This window comes from Bacillus sp. RIT 809 (genome assembly GCF_016892495.1).
Classification (GTDB): domain Bacteria; phylum Bacillota; class Bacilli; order Bacillales; family Bacillaceae_G; genus Bacillus_A; species Bacillus_A cereus_U.
Genome location: NZ_JAFEMR010000017.1, coordinates 78654 through 93826, shown reverse-complemented (window position 1 = coordinate 93826; position 15173 = coordinate 78654). Strand labels below are relative to the sequence as shown.

Here is a 15173-nt window from a genome sequence, read left to right as displayed (position 1 = left end):
ACAAAATAAATAAAGCCTCTTTACTTTAAATAGAAAAAGGAACTCTTACAATCGTAAGAGTTCCTTTTTCATCATACTAATTTGCCATCTCGAAGCGTTAATATACGATCACATACATCAAGCATTCTTTCATCATGTGTAATCATAATAGCTGCTTTTTGACTTTCTTTCACTTCACGTTTCATCATTTCAACGACTTCACGTGCGCGTTTTGAGTCTAAGCTTGCAGTTGGTTCATCAGCTAATATTAAATCTGGGTTGTTCATGAAAGCACGAGCGATTGCTACCCTTTGTTTTTCCCCACCAGATAGTTGATTTGGATAATGAGTTTTTCTTTCTCCTAATCCAAATGCTGCTAATAAGTGATTCGCACGCTGTTCAGATTCTTGTTTGTTATCTTTTTTAAGCTTAGCAATGTAAAGCAATTGTTCTTTTACATTTAAATATGGAACAAGATTTGCAAACTGGAAAATGAAGCCGATTTTTTTCAAACGAATGTCTGTCATTTCCTTTTGTGATAACTTCGTAATATTTTTCTCACGAATGTAAATATCCCCTTTTGACGGTGATAGTAATGCACCCGCGATTGATAATAACGTACTTTTCCCTGATCCAGAAGGACCGACGATTCCGATAAACTCTCCAGCTTTCACATCAAGCGACATCGGATGAAGGGCTGTTACTTCAGTATTCCCTTCTCCGTACACTTTACTAACTTTATCTAATTTTAATAATGAAGTCATTACATCCCGCCTCCAATTGCTTCTAACGCATCAACTTTTAATACTTGGTATAACGAAATAAGTGTTCCTAAAATACTAATTACGATAAAGATTGCTGCATATTGTGCAATCATCGGTGTTGTTAATAAGAACGGCATACCTGCTGGTAAAATTTGTTCTAATCCTTGTACAAGAACAATACTGATTATCATCGCCACAACTGATAAGAATAACGCCTGTACGACTAAGCTATTTGCTAAATAAGTGTTCTTTGTACCGATTGCTTTTAGTACACCTAATTGCTGCGTTTTCTGCAACGTAATTACGTAGAAGAATACACCGATTAGTAACGCAGCGATAACAAGTAAGAACGCAATGATCATCGTTAATGTTCCTTGCTCTTCTTTAAATCCTGGAATACTTTGTAATACTTCTTTTTTGTCGATAACATGTGCATTTTTAATTTCTTTATCTGTATTAAGTGCAATTGCACTATAATCTTTTTGGTTTGGTTGTGAAATAGCGCCCCATACGTCTTCATTTACATAAACGACTGGTGTATGGCTAAACATTTGATTTTTCGTAAATCCAACGATTTTAAATTCTTTCTTTGAAACAGGATCAATAATTGTATCCCCAATATCGATTCCTTTTTCTTTAATTGATTCATCAGCAACCATTTCGTTGTTTGCTGTACCTAACTTCTCACCTTCGACAATTTTCGGTTCTAAAAATGAATCGCGTTCACTTGAGAAAATAGCGACATCAACTTTTTTCGAACTACCTTTCTTTTCATAAGTTGAATTTTTTACACGAAACGGAACGGCCTCTTTCTCGCCCACTTGATTTACTACGTTATCTACATCATCTTGCTTAATTTGTGAACGAAGTAATTTATTTTCCGCATCATCCGCTAATACAAATTTATTTGCCTCCATATTTTGAATCGATGAAGCATTATCATATGATAATCCATTTGCTAATCCTGAAATTACAAGGACTAAAAATGATAATAACACCATAATAAGTCCGATTAATCCATATCTTAATTTTGATTGTTTTAATTCACGCAGAGCTAAAAACATTTCGCTCGCTCCTTCCTATTACTTTCTATGCACTTATAATAAAAAAGAAATATGAACGGAATATGAACAGAAGATTACAGAAGAAAGATTAAAGTGAAACTTTAATCAGTGGGAGGTTCATCCCCACTGATTACTAGTTGAACCAATCGGGCTTTTACGTGCAGTCGAACTCCCACCTAACTTCTTCGCTCCAGCTGAGTTTTGAGGTGGGAGTCTTACTGCACGTTAATGCGGGGTAAATTTTCAGAAAGTATTGAAAATAACTAAAATCCTTGATACAATTCAGTCAAATAATATTGACCGAGTAATTTAATTTGAGGAGTTGATCATTTTGAAGCCCATGTTAACACTAACTACTTATAGCCAATTAAAAGCAATAAGCGACCCACTACGTGTCGAAATGATGATGCGTCTATGCGAACGTCCTTATACAGGACAACTACTATCTGAGAAATTCGGCATTTCAAGGGCGAAAATTCATTATCATTTAAAAGAATTAGAAAAGAATGGTTTTATAGAGATTGTTTATACAGAAGAAAAGAATGGCATCATTCAAAAGTTTTATCAATCTGCCGCTAAAGGCTTCACCCCTGCCGCGAACCTATTACCTCATTTAGAAATATTAAGCGAATCCGGTCGCCAAATCTTTTTACAAATGACGGAAATGACGAAAAGCCATATTCTCGCTGCACCTGAAGAAGCTTTTACATTACGAAAAGTAAGTGAAAATCCAGCTGAGTGGAATTACGTTTCATCTTGCTGGGAGTTTGATGCTACGCCAGAACAATTTCAAGTGTGGGTGAAAAAGTTTTATGAAGTGATGTCTGAATTAAACGAGATCACAAAAGATGCAGATAAAGATCCAAATAGTAAATCTTATTACATTTCTACTACTGCACTGCAAATCGACGAACGAGCAATGCAACGATTCGTTAAAAAAGAAGAAAAATCGTAATACGATTTTTTTTACATAAACGGTCAAATTTATTTTACCGAATAATTTTTTTGTAAAGGAGTAGATAAAGTGGACATATTAAAAAACAGGAATTTCCTCTTATTATTTTTAGGGAGAATTTTTACAAACATAGGAGATAGCTTGTATTATGTAGCAGCGATGTGGCTCGTATATGAGCTGAGTGGTAATCCTTTTTATTCTGGATTGGCTGGTTTCCTTACATTATTACCTTCTGCATTACAATTTCTTACTGGTCCATTCGTTGATAGATGGTCAATCAAAAACACCCTCGTCATCACACAAGTTCTGCAATGCATTCTTATATTAATCATTCCTATTACACACTACTTCGATCTATTAACAGTTCAACTACTACTCATCATTATGCCCATCGTAGCCTTTATCGAACAATTCGCCTATCCCGCACAATCAAAAGCTTTACCACTTCTACTGAATAAAACACAATTATTAAAAGGAAACTCACTCTTTTCATTTGCATATCAAGGCATTGATTTAATTTGCACGACTCTTTCTGGAATATTAGTAGCACTACTTGGCGCAATTACTTTATATGTGATCGACTCCTTTACATTTGCTATTACTGCGCTTTTATTTATCTCGTTGAAAATGCCGAAACAAGCAGAAGCCAATACAGACTTCCCTTCTGAAGATAATACATCGTTTTCGGTTAAACAATATTTCTCTGAATTAAAAGAAGGCTTTTCAATCGTCTTTCGTTCTTTAATGGGCGTTTTCTTAATCGGTTCAGTTGTCGCTAATTTTTCCATCGGTATGACGATGGCAATACTACCTTCTTTTGCAGACTCTTTAGGTGGCGTAAAACTATACGGCTTCTTTTTAGCCGCTATATCCGCTGGTAGTCTCATTGGAGCATTATTCAGTTCATGGGTTGGTAAACGTAATGTTGGTCGTGTCTCCATTATTAGCTTTGCAGCTGGCGCTTTCTTTTGGTTCCTCTCTACGGTTGTACCTTTTCAATGGCTGTCTATTTTCTTATTTGGCCTAGCTTGGATACCAATTGGTGCCACCAACATATTATTTGCGACGATCAGTCAAATTGTAATTCCAAATCAATATCTTGGACGCATCAATTCAGTCATGCGAAGTATGGGCACAATTGCTATGCCGTTCGGCTCTTTAATTGGCGGATATACTGCAAATGTATTTAGTAGCCAACTCATTTTTGCGCTCGCTAGTATCGGGATTTTATTTATTTCTCTCGTATGGCTACTTCATCCGAAATTACGTTCACTGCCGAAAGCTGATGAAATTACAGCGGATACTTTTGGGGTTCGGTTTAAGGAAGAACATGGGAAAGGTGCGGCTTTATAGTAAAAATAAAGTATTATCTAATCCGTAATGTGTAGAGATAATAAAGTTATTTAATTTTAAAATCTCAAACAAGCATAACCCCGTTCTAAATTTAGGACGGGGTTAAAAATATAGTTGCTTAATTTTGTATGTAAGATACTTCACTACACTAAAAATAAAACAATAAAGTCGTTTAAAAATCTAAGTTTTATTCAACAATAACGCCTTTAATGGAATAACTAGAACGCTCAGTCAACGATTTGATGGCCATGCCCCCTGCATTTTCCTTAATTGAATAATTTGGCCTGTATGATAAGCATCATGAAGCATGATGTCCAGTAATTTGCCCTCAAGTGAGTTTTGTTCAAGCTCTTTTTCGGAAATTGCACTCAATACCTGTCTTAAATTACGTTGAGCATTTGCAGAACGTTCAACGACTTTCTTCCATTCCTTATCACCATTAGATTGATTGGTAAGATAAAAGGTTTCATCACCGTCGAGATTATGTGTCCATTCACGGCCTTCCAAGTTTGCAGCAAGTCTCTCTTTGTAATAAATGAGATGATTAACGTTCTCCCAAATGGTTTTAGTTGCCTCTCCATATGGTTTCCAGATAGCCTGTTCGGCTGTAAGTCCTTCTATAGCATGTTTAAACGGTGCATACCAACTCTCTTTATCGAATGTGGAATCTAGTCCGTTTAAAAACAAGTCAATTCGTTTCAAAGTAATATCCCCCTAAATAGTTAAAGTTTCAATAACATCCTTATAGCTCTGTAGGGATTCTACATTTTCAAATAAACTTCCTGCTAATCTTATTCCACAAATTGGCCCAATTGCGGAATAGAAGGACTCGCTTTTTTTAAATAACTTTTTGTCACTTTGCACGTAAGTGATAATATATCGACCAATTGCCAAAAATAAGAAGAGGCTGTTCCAAAACAACCTCTTCCCTTACAGTTATTTCGGAAGCTCAACCTGAACAGTCGTCCCTTCCCCTTTCGTGCTATATACCGACACGTTTCCGTTATGGAGTTCAACGATTTTCTGCACAATCGATAACCCTAAACCGCTACCTTCTACGTTTCTTGCCCTTGCTGTATCCACTTTGTAAAAACGATCAAATATACGATCCATTTCTTCTTTTTCCATGCCAATTCCGCTGTCTGATATAGAGATCATAACGCTAGACTCTAATTCTTCTACAGCAAATTCAACGGTCCCACCATCGTTTGAAAACTTAATGCTATTCGTAAAAATATTACTCCATACTTGATGAAGTAAGTTTTCATCACCTTTTATGACGATGTCCGGCACATCAAATTCGACGGCGATATCTTTTTCACGCCATTTCCACTCGAGCATAAAAATGACGTCTTTAATTTGCTTTTGTAAATGAAACTCTTTCATTTGTAGAACTTTCTCTTCTTTATCTAATGAAGCGAGCGTAAGTAACTGTTTACATAAACTAGACATCCGCTTACTTTCACCCTCAATAATTTTCAAGTAACGTTTTCTTTCCTCTTCACTCATATTCTCCGATTGTAATGTTTTCGAAAAACCTTGTATCGAAGAAAGCGGTGATTGAAATTCATGCGAAACATTAGAAACGAACTCTTGTCTCATTTGATCTAATTCTTTAATACTTTTCGTCATCTTTTGAAAATTAGTTGCTAGCGTACCGATTTCATCTTTTCGATTTTCATCTAATTCGATATCATATTCACCACTTGCAATCTTTTGAGTCGCTTTCGTAAATGTTCGAATAGGACGAACGATATAACCTGCTGCAATCGCTATAAAAATAATACTTAATAAAACGATAAAACCGAGTAGTACCGCTAAGAAAATTCTCATCTCGCCAAACTGTTGCTGAATGTCAGGACGAATAAATAAAGCGTACTGTTTATCACCGTGTTTTAATGGGACACCGACACTATTAATTAATTCATTATCGAAAAACCCTGTAATGAACAAGCGGGTTGGATATGTAGAAACGCCATTAAACGTTTCACCTTGCAATACTTTATGAACTGTATCATCACTAATTGTTATCTTACGAAACGCATTCCCAATACGCTTTCCATGATTTTCGTCATCTACAATATAAATTTCATATCCTAATTTCGCAATAGACTGTAAGTATGCCTCTTTATTTTCTTCACTTTGCTTTTCATATAATGATTTTACTTCCTCAGCATACATTAAAATCTTTTCACTATTGTAAGGTTTTAACTTCACTTGATAGTACACATTTGTTAATAAAAAGCCAATTATACTACTAAGTAGCATAATCCCGACCGTCATAAAAACAAATCTAGAATACAATGATTTCATCTTATTTCAACTCCAACTTATAACCGAGTCCGCGCACTGTCGTAATTTGAAAATCGTCTGTTCGTTTTGAGAAACGATCTCTAAGTCGCTTCACATGAACATCAACCGTTCGTTCATCCCCTTCAAAATCCATTCCCCATACTAACTCAATTAATTCTTCTCTTGAAAATGTTCTTCCGGGATAACTAGCAAGTTGTGATAATAATTCAAATTCCTTTAACGGAAGCAAAATCGTCTGACCGTTACACTTCACTTCAAACCCTTTTCGGTCAATTGTCGTCCCGTGCAGCGTAATAATATCAGCACTCAGCATTTGATAACGACGCAACAATGCTTTCATGCGGAAAATTACTTCAGCTGGTTCAAATGGTTTCACAATATAATCGTCCGTGCCAGAAATGAATCCTTTTTCTTTATCAACTAACTGATCTTTTGCAGTTAATAATATAACAGGTATATCATGATACTTCCTGATTTCTTCACATAACGTATAGCCATCAATAAACGGCATCATAATATCCACTATCGCAAGATGAATATTTTCTTTCTCTAATATGCCTTGAGCTACCTTCCCATCTTCAGCCTCAAAAACTTTAAACCCCTCTTTTTGTAAATGGTAATGTAACAACTCTCTAATATGCTTGTCATCATCAGCTAATAAAATATGTATCATCTTCATTAAACCCTCTCTTGTTCATCCTTCTACATTCTTACATTAAGAAACAATTGTACTTTTTGCAAGGAAAAGAAAAACAATTCCAGCATTAATTTTTTCATGGCAGTTAGCCAAATTTTAAAATCCATTACGTGAAATTATTTATGTTACTAAAGATACTACGCATTAGAACCGCAATACAGTACAACAGATCGTATGATAATGTATCTTTGGAATAAAGGTTCATTAATAATACCTACAAGCCAATATTTTACGATAAATAAAAAGAATCCATTTTGAAATAGATTTTAAATAGACTAAACTAAGAAGAGGATATTACGTTCAATATATGAGCGTATATCCTCTTTTCTTATAAACATTAGATTACTTATACAGATAATAAAAATAAAACTCTATATGTATACTGAATTCGAAAAAGTTTGTATAATTTAGGTAACTAACGTATCTCATAACGGAAAGCGTTGTGAGGTCTTTAGACTGGGCGTTAATTTTTTTAAGGGTGAAGTGCTATGAGAGTACAAGAGGTTCTCTTAGAGAATAACAACAAAGGATACATATTACTGGATCAAAAAGGATTCCCTGTAATAAATCATTTAGGAGGTGACAATTATTAATGAAACAACAAGAACGTATTATCTTTCGTGAGGTTCAGCGACCACAACAAATTTGGGTATGGATACTCATATTTGGGATCGCAGCACTGATGTGGTATGGATTCATTCAACAAATTATCCTTGATACCCCGTTTGGAGATAAACCAGCTCCCAATGGTGTGTTAATTGCTTTGTGGTTGTTTTTTGGGATTGCCTTTCCTGTATTAATGCTTGGGGTATTGAAACTGATTATAGAAGTCCGTGAAAAAGGTCTTTATGTTCGTTTTGTTCCTTTTCATTTTCAATATAAACAGTACCTTTTCAAAAATATATGTCACTATGAAAGCATTACTTACAGTCCACTAAAAAGATTCGGAGGATGGGGAATTCGTTTTAACCTTAAGGGTGAAACGGCCTATAACATGAATGGAAAGAAAGGTATAGAGTTAAAGTTGAAATATAACACAGTGGTAATCGGCACTCAAAAACCGGACGAATTAAAAAAAGCATTGGACTCGGCACAAAAAGCATAATGAAAATTAATCGTCAACAAACGGGTATCATTGTGGAATAAGAAAGGACATTACATATTAGTCATATAAAATATATAATGTCCTTGAATTTATTTGTTTTTTAAAAATTTAGGTCTTGATAATTAAGTGATCAAAATAGATTCTCATATTTTCGCATTAAGATTATTTCAATAAAAAATATTGCTCATTTTCTGCCTTTTTAAAAACTAATTCTAACTCTTATTAAGCCTTAGAAATATCAACAAACCCTTCCCCAAACACATCACGAACATCGTGTATAGCGATGAAAGCAGCCGGATCCGTAGTTTGAACAATCCGTTTTAACTTTATTACTTCTTGCTTATTGATAACAATGTAAAGAATGTCCTTCGGGGTTTTTGTATAATAACCATGACCTGAGTACACGGTAACCCCTCTGTCCATTAAGGTAGTCACCTTTTTGGCAATTTCATCCGGGTTATCAGAAATAATCGTAATGGCCTTTTTCGGATTCAAACCTTCAATTACAAATTCCATCACTTTCGTTCCTACATATAACATAATAATTGTCAGCATCAGCTTTTCTGCACCAATGATGAAATAAGATGAAAAAGCAACGATTAAATCGAAGAACAATAGACCATAACTAATGCTCCAACCTAAATACTTATGTGTCATCCTCGCTAAAATGGTAGTACCTGCTGTTGTTCCGCCAACACGAATAATTAGACCAATCCCGCATCCTATAAATATTCCTCCGAAAATGGCATTTACGAGCATTTCATCCGAAGTAATATACCAGCCCTCTGTCAAATGAAGAAATAGCGAGTTAGTAACTACAGCAATGATCGTATAAATTGTTGTTATCTTATTCAAAAATTTATAGCCAGCTATTAACAAAAACGCGTTTAGAATTAAGTTGACTAAGCCTGGTGACCATTCAAATAAATAGTAGGTAATAATCGTGATACCCGTTACCCCGCCTTCACCAAACTCGTTCGGGATAACAAACAAATTCACACCTAATGCAAAAAGGAATGCACCAATAATAATAAAAATAATGTCTGTCGTTCTTTTCTTCATACAGTACCTCACTTCTTATGTAAATATTTATTCTGTCATAAACTCTCACCATTATATCGTGGAATATTCAAATCGAACAGTGGTTTGTTTTTATTTTAATATAGGATGATAAACAAACTTTTCCTATATCCACATGTAATTAAAAAAGTAAAACAACTGTATTTATTATGTACTACAAATAAAATTTTGATTTCACACGCAATTGACGCTTAAAAATGTATATGAACACTCTCACTCGCACAAACTTCGAATACAAAACAAATAGGCGAAGCTATAGAATAGACTTCGCATCAAGCATTTGATCACAGAGATTTATATGAGATTTTATATTCATACACTCCAGAAATAAATTTACTTATCTTTCTCCATATATTCTTTAATCTTTCGTTCTTCCCACTCTTTTCCGAATATCCCAATTGGAAAAGTTGTCAAACCGTGTATAACGATACCGATTCCCCAACCTCCAAGTGGATATAAAAACCATAATTTACTTGAATCAGAGCTTATATTTATAAAAAAAAGCATCAAATTAACTAGTATATAGACCGTTAAATGAATGTAAAACGCTTTTAAATTCTCCATCCTTTTTTTAGCTCGTAAATAAACCTCATCTCGCTCCACCCTTAAACACCTCTTTCAATATTGTATTTTTTCACCTTCGCTCCAGTGTTAACATCATATTCTAATCGGAAATCCGTTATTCTCAAAAAAACATCAAACAAAAAAGTACCCAGCAAATTGTCATACACATGATCATTTGCTGGGTACTGCATGATACATTTGTTATTTACAGGCGTCTAATTAAGACCAAATCCAAACATCATCATTATTTTCAACGTTGCCCTTTACCTCATAAACCTTTTCGATATGATCCGTTGTGTTCCAGTTAATAGAACTTCCACCCCAGCCCACATACTTCATATCAATTTTCACTTTCTCACCCGTATTAAATACTTGTCCCTTTGTTAAGAAAACATCAATAATAACTTTCTTCCCATTTAGCGATGGATACTCAACTACGACATATTTAGTAGCACCGTCTCCCTCATCTTCCATCGTTCCTACTTTTGATACTTCTCCAATTACATAATCAGGTGAGCCATCTTCTTTCATGTGCATGCCTAACTTGTTTGTTGTATTTTCAACTGCAGTTGCAACCATATATTCTGTAAAATTACGCATCATAGATCCAGTAGCTTTTACTTCATCCCCTACTTTCACATTTGAAAGTGAATCAATATAAACACTAACAGGTTCTTCGTATTGCTTAGATTTAACGATAATCACACCATTATCCACTTCTACTACTCGCCCTTCTAACGTCGAGAAATTCGATTCAATAGAAGCAGCACTCGCTTTTGTTGCTTCTAATCCTGGTAAGTTCGTTCCTGATAATACTGCGATCCCTAAAGCACCTGCTAAAATTAATTTTTTCATACCCATTATGAAACATCTCCATTCATGATGATTTTATTTGTTCGATTGGCTACGACCAACCTGTAACCATTATAGTTACAGGTTATAAAGAATAGCAATCACTTTTCTCATGCAATGTTGCATACTGTATTTTTCAAATATTCAGTAATAGAACTAGATTCTCGAATTACAAAAGTTGATTCAAAGCTAAGATAACCTTATGAGCACGGTATAAAGAAATTAAAAGCAGTTTTCGGTCTTAAAGTTAGCGAATACCTTTATAAAAACTCAATCAAAATCTATTCAACCAATTGAAAAAATGGCTTTTGTCGAAATTTATTTTTATAAAATTCAAATTTCAAGGATGTTTTACAAAATCTTACACAGAATCATTCGTATATCGTAATGTAATTGGTAATTTTTTACGATTCATTTCATTTTATCTACCACGTTTAGACAAAATGGAAAAAACAATACAAAAGGAGAGATATAGATTGAAAAGAAAAATTGGTACAGCTGTTGTAGGATTATCAGTACTTGGTTTTGGTCTTTTTGGTGTAAACATTGGGGATGGAGGCATTGTAAAAGCTGAACACGGCGATGTTCCTGCTCCGAAATTAGATTCACATGGAGATTCATGGGCTCCTGCCTTTAATATTGGCGATACGCCTGCTCCGAAACTAGAAGCACATGGGGAAACAGCACCAAAGTTAGATGCCCGTGGCGACACTGGTGGCGCTCCTGCCTATAACATCGGGGATACTCCTTCTCCTAAACTAGATTCACACGGCAATACTGGCGGTGCTCCTGCTTATAATATTGGTGAGGGCGGCGGTGCTCCGAAGCAAGAGGGGCATGAACATTTTCCAACTCCGAAACTAGAAGCTCACGGTGAAACTATTTAACACAAAAACCCTAGCCATGTAGCTAGGGTTTTACCTTCTCATCCTATTCACATCTCATGCAAACTTTCTCAACTTTTATTTTAGTACTGTGCATGTGACATCATTTTATTAAGATTCTATAGTCGATCGTGGTCCCGTTTCTCCCTAAAAAATAGCCAGCACCATAAAAACACATGGACTGACAGGTTTTATCCATCTATAAAATTCAGAATATTATTTATCAATAAAAAATTCCAAATAATTACTTTTAATTGTGTTACCATTATAGTTGCAACTATATAAAAGAATATAAAGGGGGGCTATTATGAACATTTCATTAAAGGGACATACATATACAACAAAACATTTAGAAGCTTGGTACCATGCAATCTTAACGCAAAACGTTAAGGAAGCACAAGTTCAGTTTCAAGAAGCTACAAAAGAACATGAGGAAATGCTTTTGAAAGAAACCGAAACAATTCCACTCTATCATTTATATTACGCATTACTCCAGTTCCGACATACAGCTCTGACAGATGGACTATCAATCACGAAAGATAGTTTTCAAATCATAGAAGACCAGGAAAAACCAGAAGATAAACACTTATCTTATCTATATCATTATTATAAAGCGATTCATTTTGCAGCAATTAATCATTATCAAGAAGCAGAAGAATATTTCTTAAAAGCACAGGCACTTTTATCCGGACACAGTCAGATTGAACAGGCTGATTTCTATTACCGATACGCAGCTTATCATTGTCACCAACAACAACCGAGTTTTGCGATTGTAAATGCTTCTAAAGCATTAGAAATTTTTGAAACGCAACACGGATGTGAAAGAAATATTTCTTCCTGTTTAAGTGTACTTGGTGCTTCTTATGTAGACGTTGGACATTTTGAACAAGCTGAAGAAAGCTATAACAAAGCGTTAGATATTCTCCAGAAATTAAATGAAGAATCATTACAACTGTATGTACGCGGTAACCTAGGACATTTATACGCTAGCCAGAATCTATCTGAAGAAGCGATTCGTCACTTGACACAGGTCGTTGAAAAAATCCCTTCTCACTACAAAGCTATATTCTTACTTGCACAAGAACATGAAAAATTAGGACATACAGAAAAAGCGAACGATTACATTAAAATAGGAAATCAAATCGTGTCTAACTTAGATAATGAAGAGCACAAACATCACTTTGCTATATTAGAAGCTTTCATGAATCAAACTGAATTAGACAAAATTGAACCGATTGTTTTAGAAGGAATTGAATACTTCACTAAAGAATCTTTATATATCTTTGTTTCTGAGTATCTTGAAAAGCTAGCTCTTGCGTTTTATAACAAACAACAACATGAGAAAGCAAGTTTATACTTCTTTAATAGTACAGTAGCAAAAAAATCAAATGAAAGAGGGTTAAAGAAATGAAAAAAACAATTGGTAAAATCGCTTTAGGTATTGCATTTACGGGTATTGCTGCATTTGGCTTAAACGCAGGTTTCACAAACCAAGCTGGACATACTCACTTCCCATCTCCACCAGCTCCTTCTTTTTCTGAGGGACATACTGGAGGCGCTCCTGCTTATAGTATAGGCGACGGCGGCGCCCCTGCTAATTCTGAACATGGTACAGGTATTTAAGTTACCAAAATTGAAATCTATTTAGTTTTCAATTTCCATATCTATACGGAAACCATTCAATTTAGCAAATATTATGTATTCCATTGTGCTACACTGTAACCGAGAGAAATCTCCAATACATATGTGGTTTTCAAGTCTAAAAAAATACACCTATTAATTAGGTGTATTTTTATTTTACCTCTCTACCTAATAATCAAAGAATAATCCCCGAAAAACTCCCCTTCATTACTTCCTTTTCAAGTTGATTCCTACATATAAACATCGCAATAATCTTTGTGCGATTTTTTTCATCTGGTTCAAATTGTTCAATGGTTACGTCACAACGAATCGTATCACCGCTAAAAACAGGACGTAAAAATTCAAAATCCATTTTGCGAGCTAGTACGTTATAATCACCGCCAACTTTCGTAGGAAGCGTTGATGTTAAAAGACCTTGTACAACAAATCGTCCTTGTTCATCTGGTGTAATATGATGAATTCCCTCATCCCTAGATACTTCTGTAAATAAAACAACATCTTCTTTTGTAAAAGTTCGCTCAAAGGTGATTTTTTCGCCTACTTGCAATTTCATCGATACTCCTCCTTAAAAACAGTCCACAATTAACTAAACTGATGTTCCATTTGTTACAAAAGAAAAACCGAAATTAACAATCATTTCGGTTTTTCCAAACTACAGAAGTCTATATTTACTTTAATGAGTGAACAAACAACCCACTGCGAAGTTTCGGTTCAAACCATGTTGATTTCGGCGGCATTACTTCTCCAGCATCTGCGATTGTTAATAAATCTTCCATTGATGTCGGATATAATGAGAACGCTGCTTTATATTCACCGCTATTCACAAGACGTTCTAGTTCTTCTAATCCGCGGATTCCGCCGACGAAATCAATGCGTGAATCTGAGCGCGGATCATGTATTTCAAGCACCTGACTTACTAAATGATCTTGTAAAATCGATACATCTAAACGTCTAACAAGATCATTCGCATCAAATGTTTCCTCTTTCACAGTGAGCTTATACCACTTCTCGTTTACATACATTCCAAATGATTTTGGCTCATTTGGTTTATACGGTGAAACACCTGCTTCTTCCACATAAAAATATTGCGCCACTTGCTTTAAAAATTGCTCTACTGATAAGCCATTTAAATCTTTCACAACCCGGTTATAATCCCAAATTGATAATTCATCATGAGGGAATAAAACAGATAGGAAGAAATTGAATTCCTCTTCTCCTGTGTAATTCGGATATTGCTCTCTTCGCATAACTCCTACTTTTGCAGCTGATGCAGAGCGGTGATGTCCATCTGCAATGTACAAGTTAGGGATATCTTCAAATGCATTTACTAAAGTCGTAATTACTTCTTCATCTGCAATCTTCCACGCAACATGCTCGACTCCGTCTTCTGCCGTAAATTTATAAATTGGCGCATGTTCTTCTTTCCAGCTTGCAATTAAACGTTTCACGTCTTCTTTTGTACGATAAGTTAAAAAGATAGGACCCGTATTTGCATCGCACACATCTACGTGACGAATGCGATCTAGTTCTTTTTCATGACGCGTTCTTTCATGTTTTTTAATTGTATCGTCTTCATACTCGTCAATCGATGTACAAACGACAAGGCCTGACTGCGTTCTTCCTTGCATCGTCAGTTCATAAATATAAAGCGCTGGCTCTTCATCTTGAACGAACACTTCTTCTTGTATAAATTGCTTTAAATTTTCACCCGCTTTTTCATATACGCGATCATCATACGGTGAAAGTGCTGGATCTAAATCAATTTCTGCTTTATCAACATGTAAGAAAGAATATGGATTCCCTTTTACAACTTCTCTTGCCTCTTCACTATTTAATACATCGTAAGGTAAAGCTGCCACTTGCACAGCTTTTTCTTCTACTGGACGGATGGCCCGAAACGGTCGGATATTTGCCAAGTTCCT

At 35.2% G+C, this 15173-nt stretch carries 16 protein-coding genes; 6 read left to right on the top strand and 10 right to left on the bottom strand.

Annotated features, from left to right (window positions below):
- Positions 1-71: 71 nt before the first annotated feature.
- A complete protein-coding gene (locus JTF23_RS18805) occupies positions 72-743 on the bottom strand; it encodes an ABC transporter ATP-binding protein (protein ID WP_204209373.1) in 672 nt (223 codons plus the stop codon).
- A complete protein-coding gene (locus tag JTF23_RS18800; protein WP_002110700.1) occupies positions 743-1807 on the bottom strand; it encodes an ABC transporter permease in 1065 nt (354 codons plus the stop codon). The genes JTF23_RS18805 and JTF23_RS18800 overlap by 1 nt, the downstream gene beginning before the upstream one ends.
- Before the next feature lie 331 nt (positions 1808-2138).
- Between JTF23_RS18800 and JTF23_RS18795 the strand changes: the two genes are divergently transcribed.
- Entirely contained in the window at positions 2139-2762 is a 624-nt protein-coding gene (locus tag JTF23_RS18795; protein ID WP_204209372.1) for an ArsR/SmtB family transcription factor, read from the top strand.
- 69 nt (positions 2763-2831) lie between these two features.
- The gene (locus JTF23_RS18790) at positions 2832-4115 is read left to right on the top strand and encodes an MFS transporter (protein WP_204209371.1); all 1284 of its coding nucleotides are present in this window, start codon (positions 2832-2834) and stop codon (positions 4113-4115) included.
- Between the two features lie 231 nt (positions 4116-4346).
- Here the strand turns inward: JTF23_RS18790 and JTF23_RS18785 are convergent, their stop codons facing one another.
- From JTF23_RS18785 to JTF23_RS18775, 3 genes are all read right to left on the bottom strand, one after another.
- The gene (locus JTF23_RS18785; RefSeq protein ID WP_002110703.1) at positions 4347-4817 is read right to left on the bottom strand and encodes a DinB family protein; all 471 of its coding nucleotides are present in this window, start codon (positions 4815-4817) and stop codon (positions 4347-4349) included.
- 234 nt (positions 4818-5051) lie between these two features.
- Positions 5052-6428 (bottom strand): sensor histidine kinase, encoded by a 1377-nt coding sequence (locus tag JTF23_RS18780; protein WP_204209370.1) that lies wholly within the window; start codon positions 6426-6428, stop codon positions 5052-5054.
- Position 6429: 1 nt separating this feature from the next.
- Positions 6430-7107, bottom strand: coding sequence for a response regulator transcription factor (locus JTF23_RS18775; RefSeq protein WP_002066188.1), 678 nt, complete (start codon positions 7105-7107; stop codon positions 6430-6432).
- 610 nt (positions 7108-7717) lie between these two features.
- On the opposite strand from JTF23_RS18775, the gene JTF23_RS18770 reads away from it, so the two are divergent.
- Positions 7718-8230, top strand: coding sequence for a DUF6141 family protein (locus JTF23_RS18770; protein ID WP_002033084.1), 513 nt, complete (start codon positions 7718-7720; stop codon positions 8228-8230).
- 222 nt (positions 8231-8452) lie between these two features.
- Here JTF23_RS18770 and JTF23_RS18765 read toward each other — a convergent pair whose 3' ends face one another.
- The 3 genes from JTF23_RS18765 to JTF23_RS18755 form a co-directional block, all read right to left on the bottom strand.
- Positions 8453-9292, bottom strand: coding sequence for a YitT family protein (locus JTF23_RS18765; protein WP_078181084.1), 840 nt, complete (start codon positions 9290-9292; stop codon positions 8453-8455).
- A 351-nt stretch (positions 9293-9643) separates the two neighbouring features.
- Entirely contained in the window at positions 9644-9913 is a 270-nt protein-coding gene (locus JTF23_RS18760; RefSeq protein ID WP_078174921.1) for a 2TM domain-containing protein, read from the bottom strand.
- A gap of 180 nt (positions 9914-10093) precedes the next feature.
- Positions 10094-10735 carry a hypothetical protein gene (locus tag JTF23_RS18755; RefSeq protein WP_131231419.1) on the bottom strand — a complete coding sequence of 214 codons (642 nt, stop codon included), beginning with the start codon at positions 10733-10735 and terminating at the stop codon, positions 10094-10096.
- A 467-nt stretch (positions 10736-11202) separates the two neighbouring features.
- On the opposite strand from JTF23_RS18755, the gene JTF23_RS18750 reads away from it, so the two are divergent.
- The 3 genes from JTF23_RS18750 (at position 11203) to JTF23_RS18740 (ending at position 13233) form a co-directional block, all read left to right on the top strand.
- Positions 11203-11613: a hypothetical protein gene (locus JTF23_RS18750; RefSeq protein WP_078181086.1), complete on the top strand. Its 411-nt coding sequence runs from the start codon at positions 11203-11205 to the stop codon at positions 11611-11613.
- A gap of 304 nt (positions 11614-11917) precedes the next feature.
- Positions 11918-13021, top strand: coding sequence for a tetratricopeptide repeat protein (locus JTF23_RS18745; protein ID WP_204209369.1), 1104 nt, complete (start codon positions 11918-11920; stop codon positions 13019-13021).
- A complete protein-coding gene (locus tag JTF23_RS18740) occupies positions 13018-13233 on the top strand; it encodes a hypothetical protein (RefSeq protein WP_204209368.1) in 216 nt (71 codons plus the stop codon). Before JTF23_RS18745 ends, JTF23_RS18740 begins: the two co-directional genes overlap by 4 nt.
- Before the next feature lie 193 nt (positions 13234-13426).
- Here the strand turns inward: JTF23_RS18740 and JTF23_RS18735 are convergent, their stop codons facing one another.
- Positions 13427-13804, bottom strand: coding sequence for a hotdog family protein (locus tag JTF23_RS18735; protein ID WP_204209367.1), 378 nt, complete (start codon positions 13802-13804; stop codon positions 13427-13429).
- Between the two features lie 115 nt (positions 13805-13919).
- Positions 13920-15167 (bottom strand): DUF1015 domain-containing protein, encoded by a 1248-nt coding sequence (locus JTF23_RS18730; protein WP_204209366.1) that lies wholly within the window; start codon positions 15165-15167, stop codon positions 13920-13922.
- Between the last annotated feature and the right edge of the window lie 6 nt (positions 15168-15173).

What these genes read in the sequence shown, in the direction of transcription:
- JTF23_RS18805 (WP_204209373.1), bottom strand. Translation starts at nt 743, where the DNA reads ATGACTTCATTATTAAAATTAGATAAAGTTAGTAAAGTGTACGGAGAA.
- JTF23_RS18800 (WP_002110700.1), bottom strand. Translation starts at nt 1,807, where the DNA reads ATGTTTTTAGCTCTGCGTGAATTAAAACAATCAAAATTAAGATATGGA.
- JTF23_RS18780 (WP_204209370.1), bottom strand. Translation starts at nt 6,428, where the DNA reads ATGAAATCATTGTATTCTAGATTTGTTTTTATGACGGTCGGGATTATG.
- JTF23_RS18775 (WP_002066188.1), bottom strand. Translation starts at nt 7,107, where the DNA reads ATGAAGATGATACATATTTTATTAGCTGATGATGACAAGCATATTAGA.
- JTF23_RS18770 (WP_002033084.1), top strand. Translation starts at nt 7,718, where the DNA reads ATGAAACAACAAGAACGTATTATCTTTCGTGAGGTTCAGCGACCACAA.
- JTF23_RS18765 (WP_078181084.1), bottom strand. Translation starts at nt 9,292, where the DNA reads ATGAAGAAAAGAACGACAGACATTATTTTTATTATTATTGGTGCATTC.
- JTF23_RS18755 (WP_131231419.1), bottom strand. Translation starts at nt 10,735, where the DNA reads ATGGGTATGAAAAAATTAATTTTAGCAGGTGCTTTAGGGATCGCAGTA.
- JTF23_RS18745 (WP_204209369.1), top strand. Translation starts at nt 11,918, where the DNA reads ATGAACATTTCATTAAAGGGACATACATATACAACAAAACATTTAGAA.
- JTF23_RS18740 (WP_204209368.1), top strand. Translation starts at nt 13,018, where the DNA reads ATGAAAAAAACAATTGGTAAAATCGCTTTAGGTATTGCATTTACGGGT.
- JTF23_RS18735 (WP_204209367.1), bottom strand. Translation starts at nt 13,804, where the DNA reads ATGAAATTGCAAGTAGGCGAAAAAATCACCTTTGAGCGAACTTTTACA.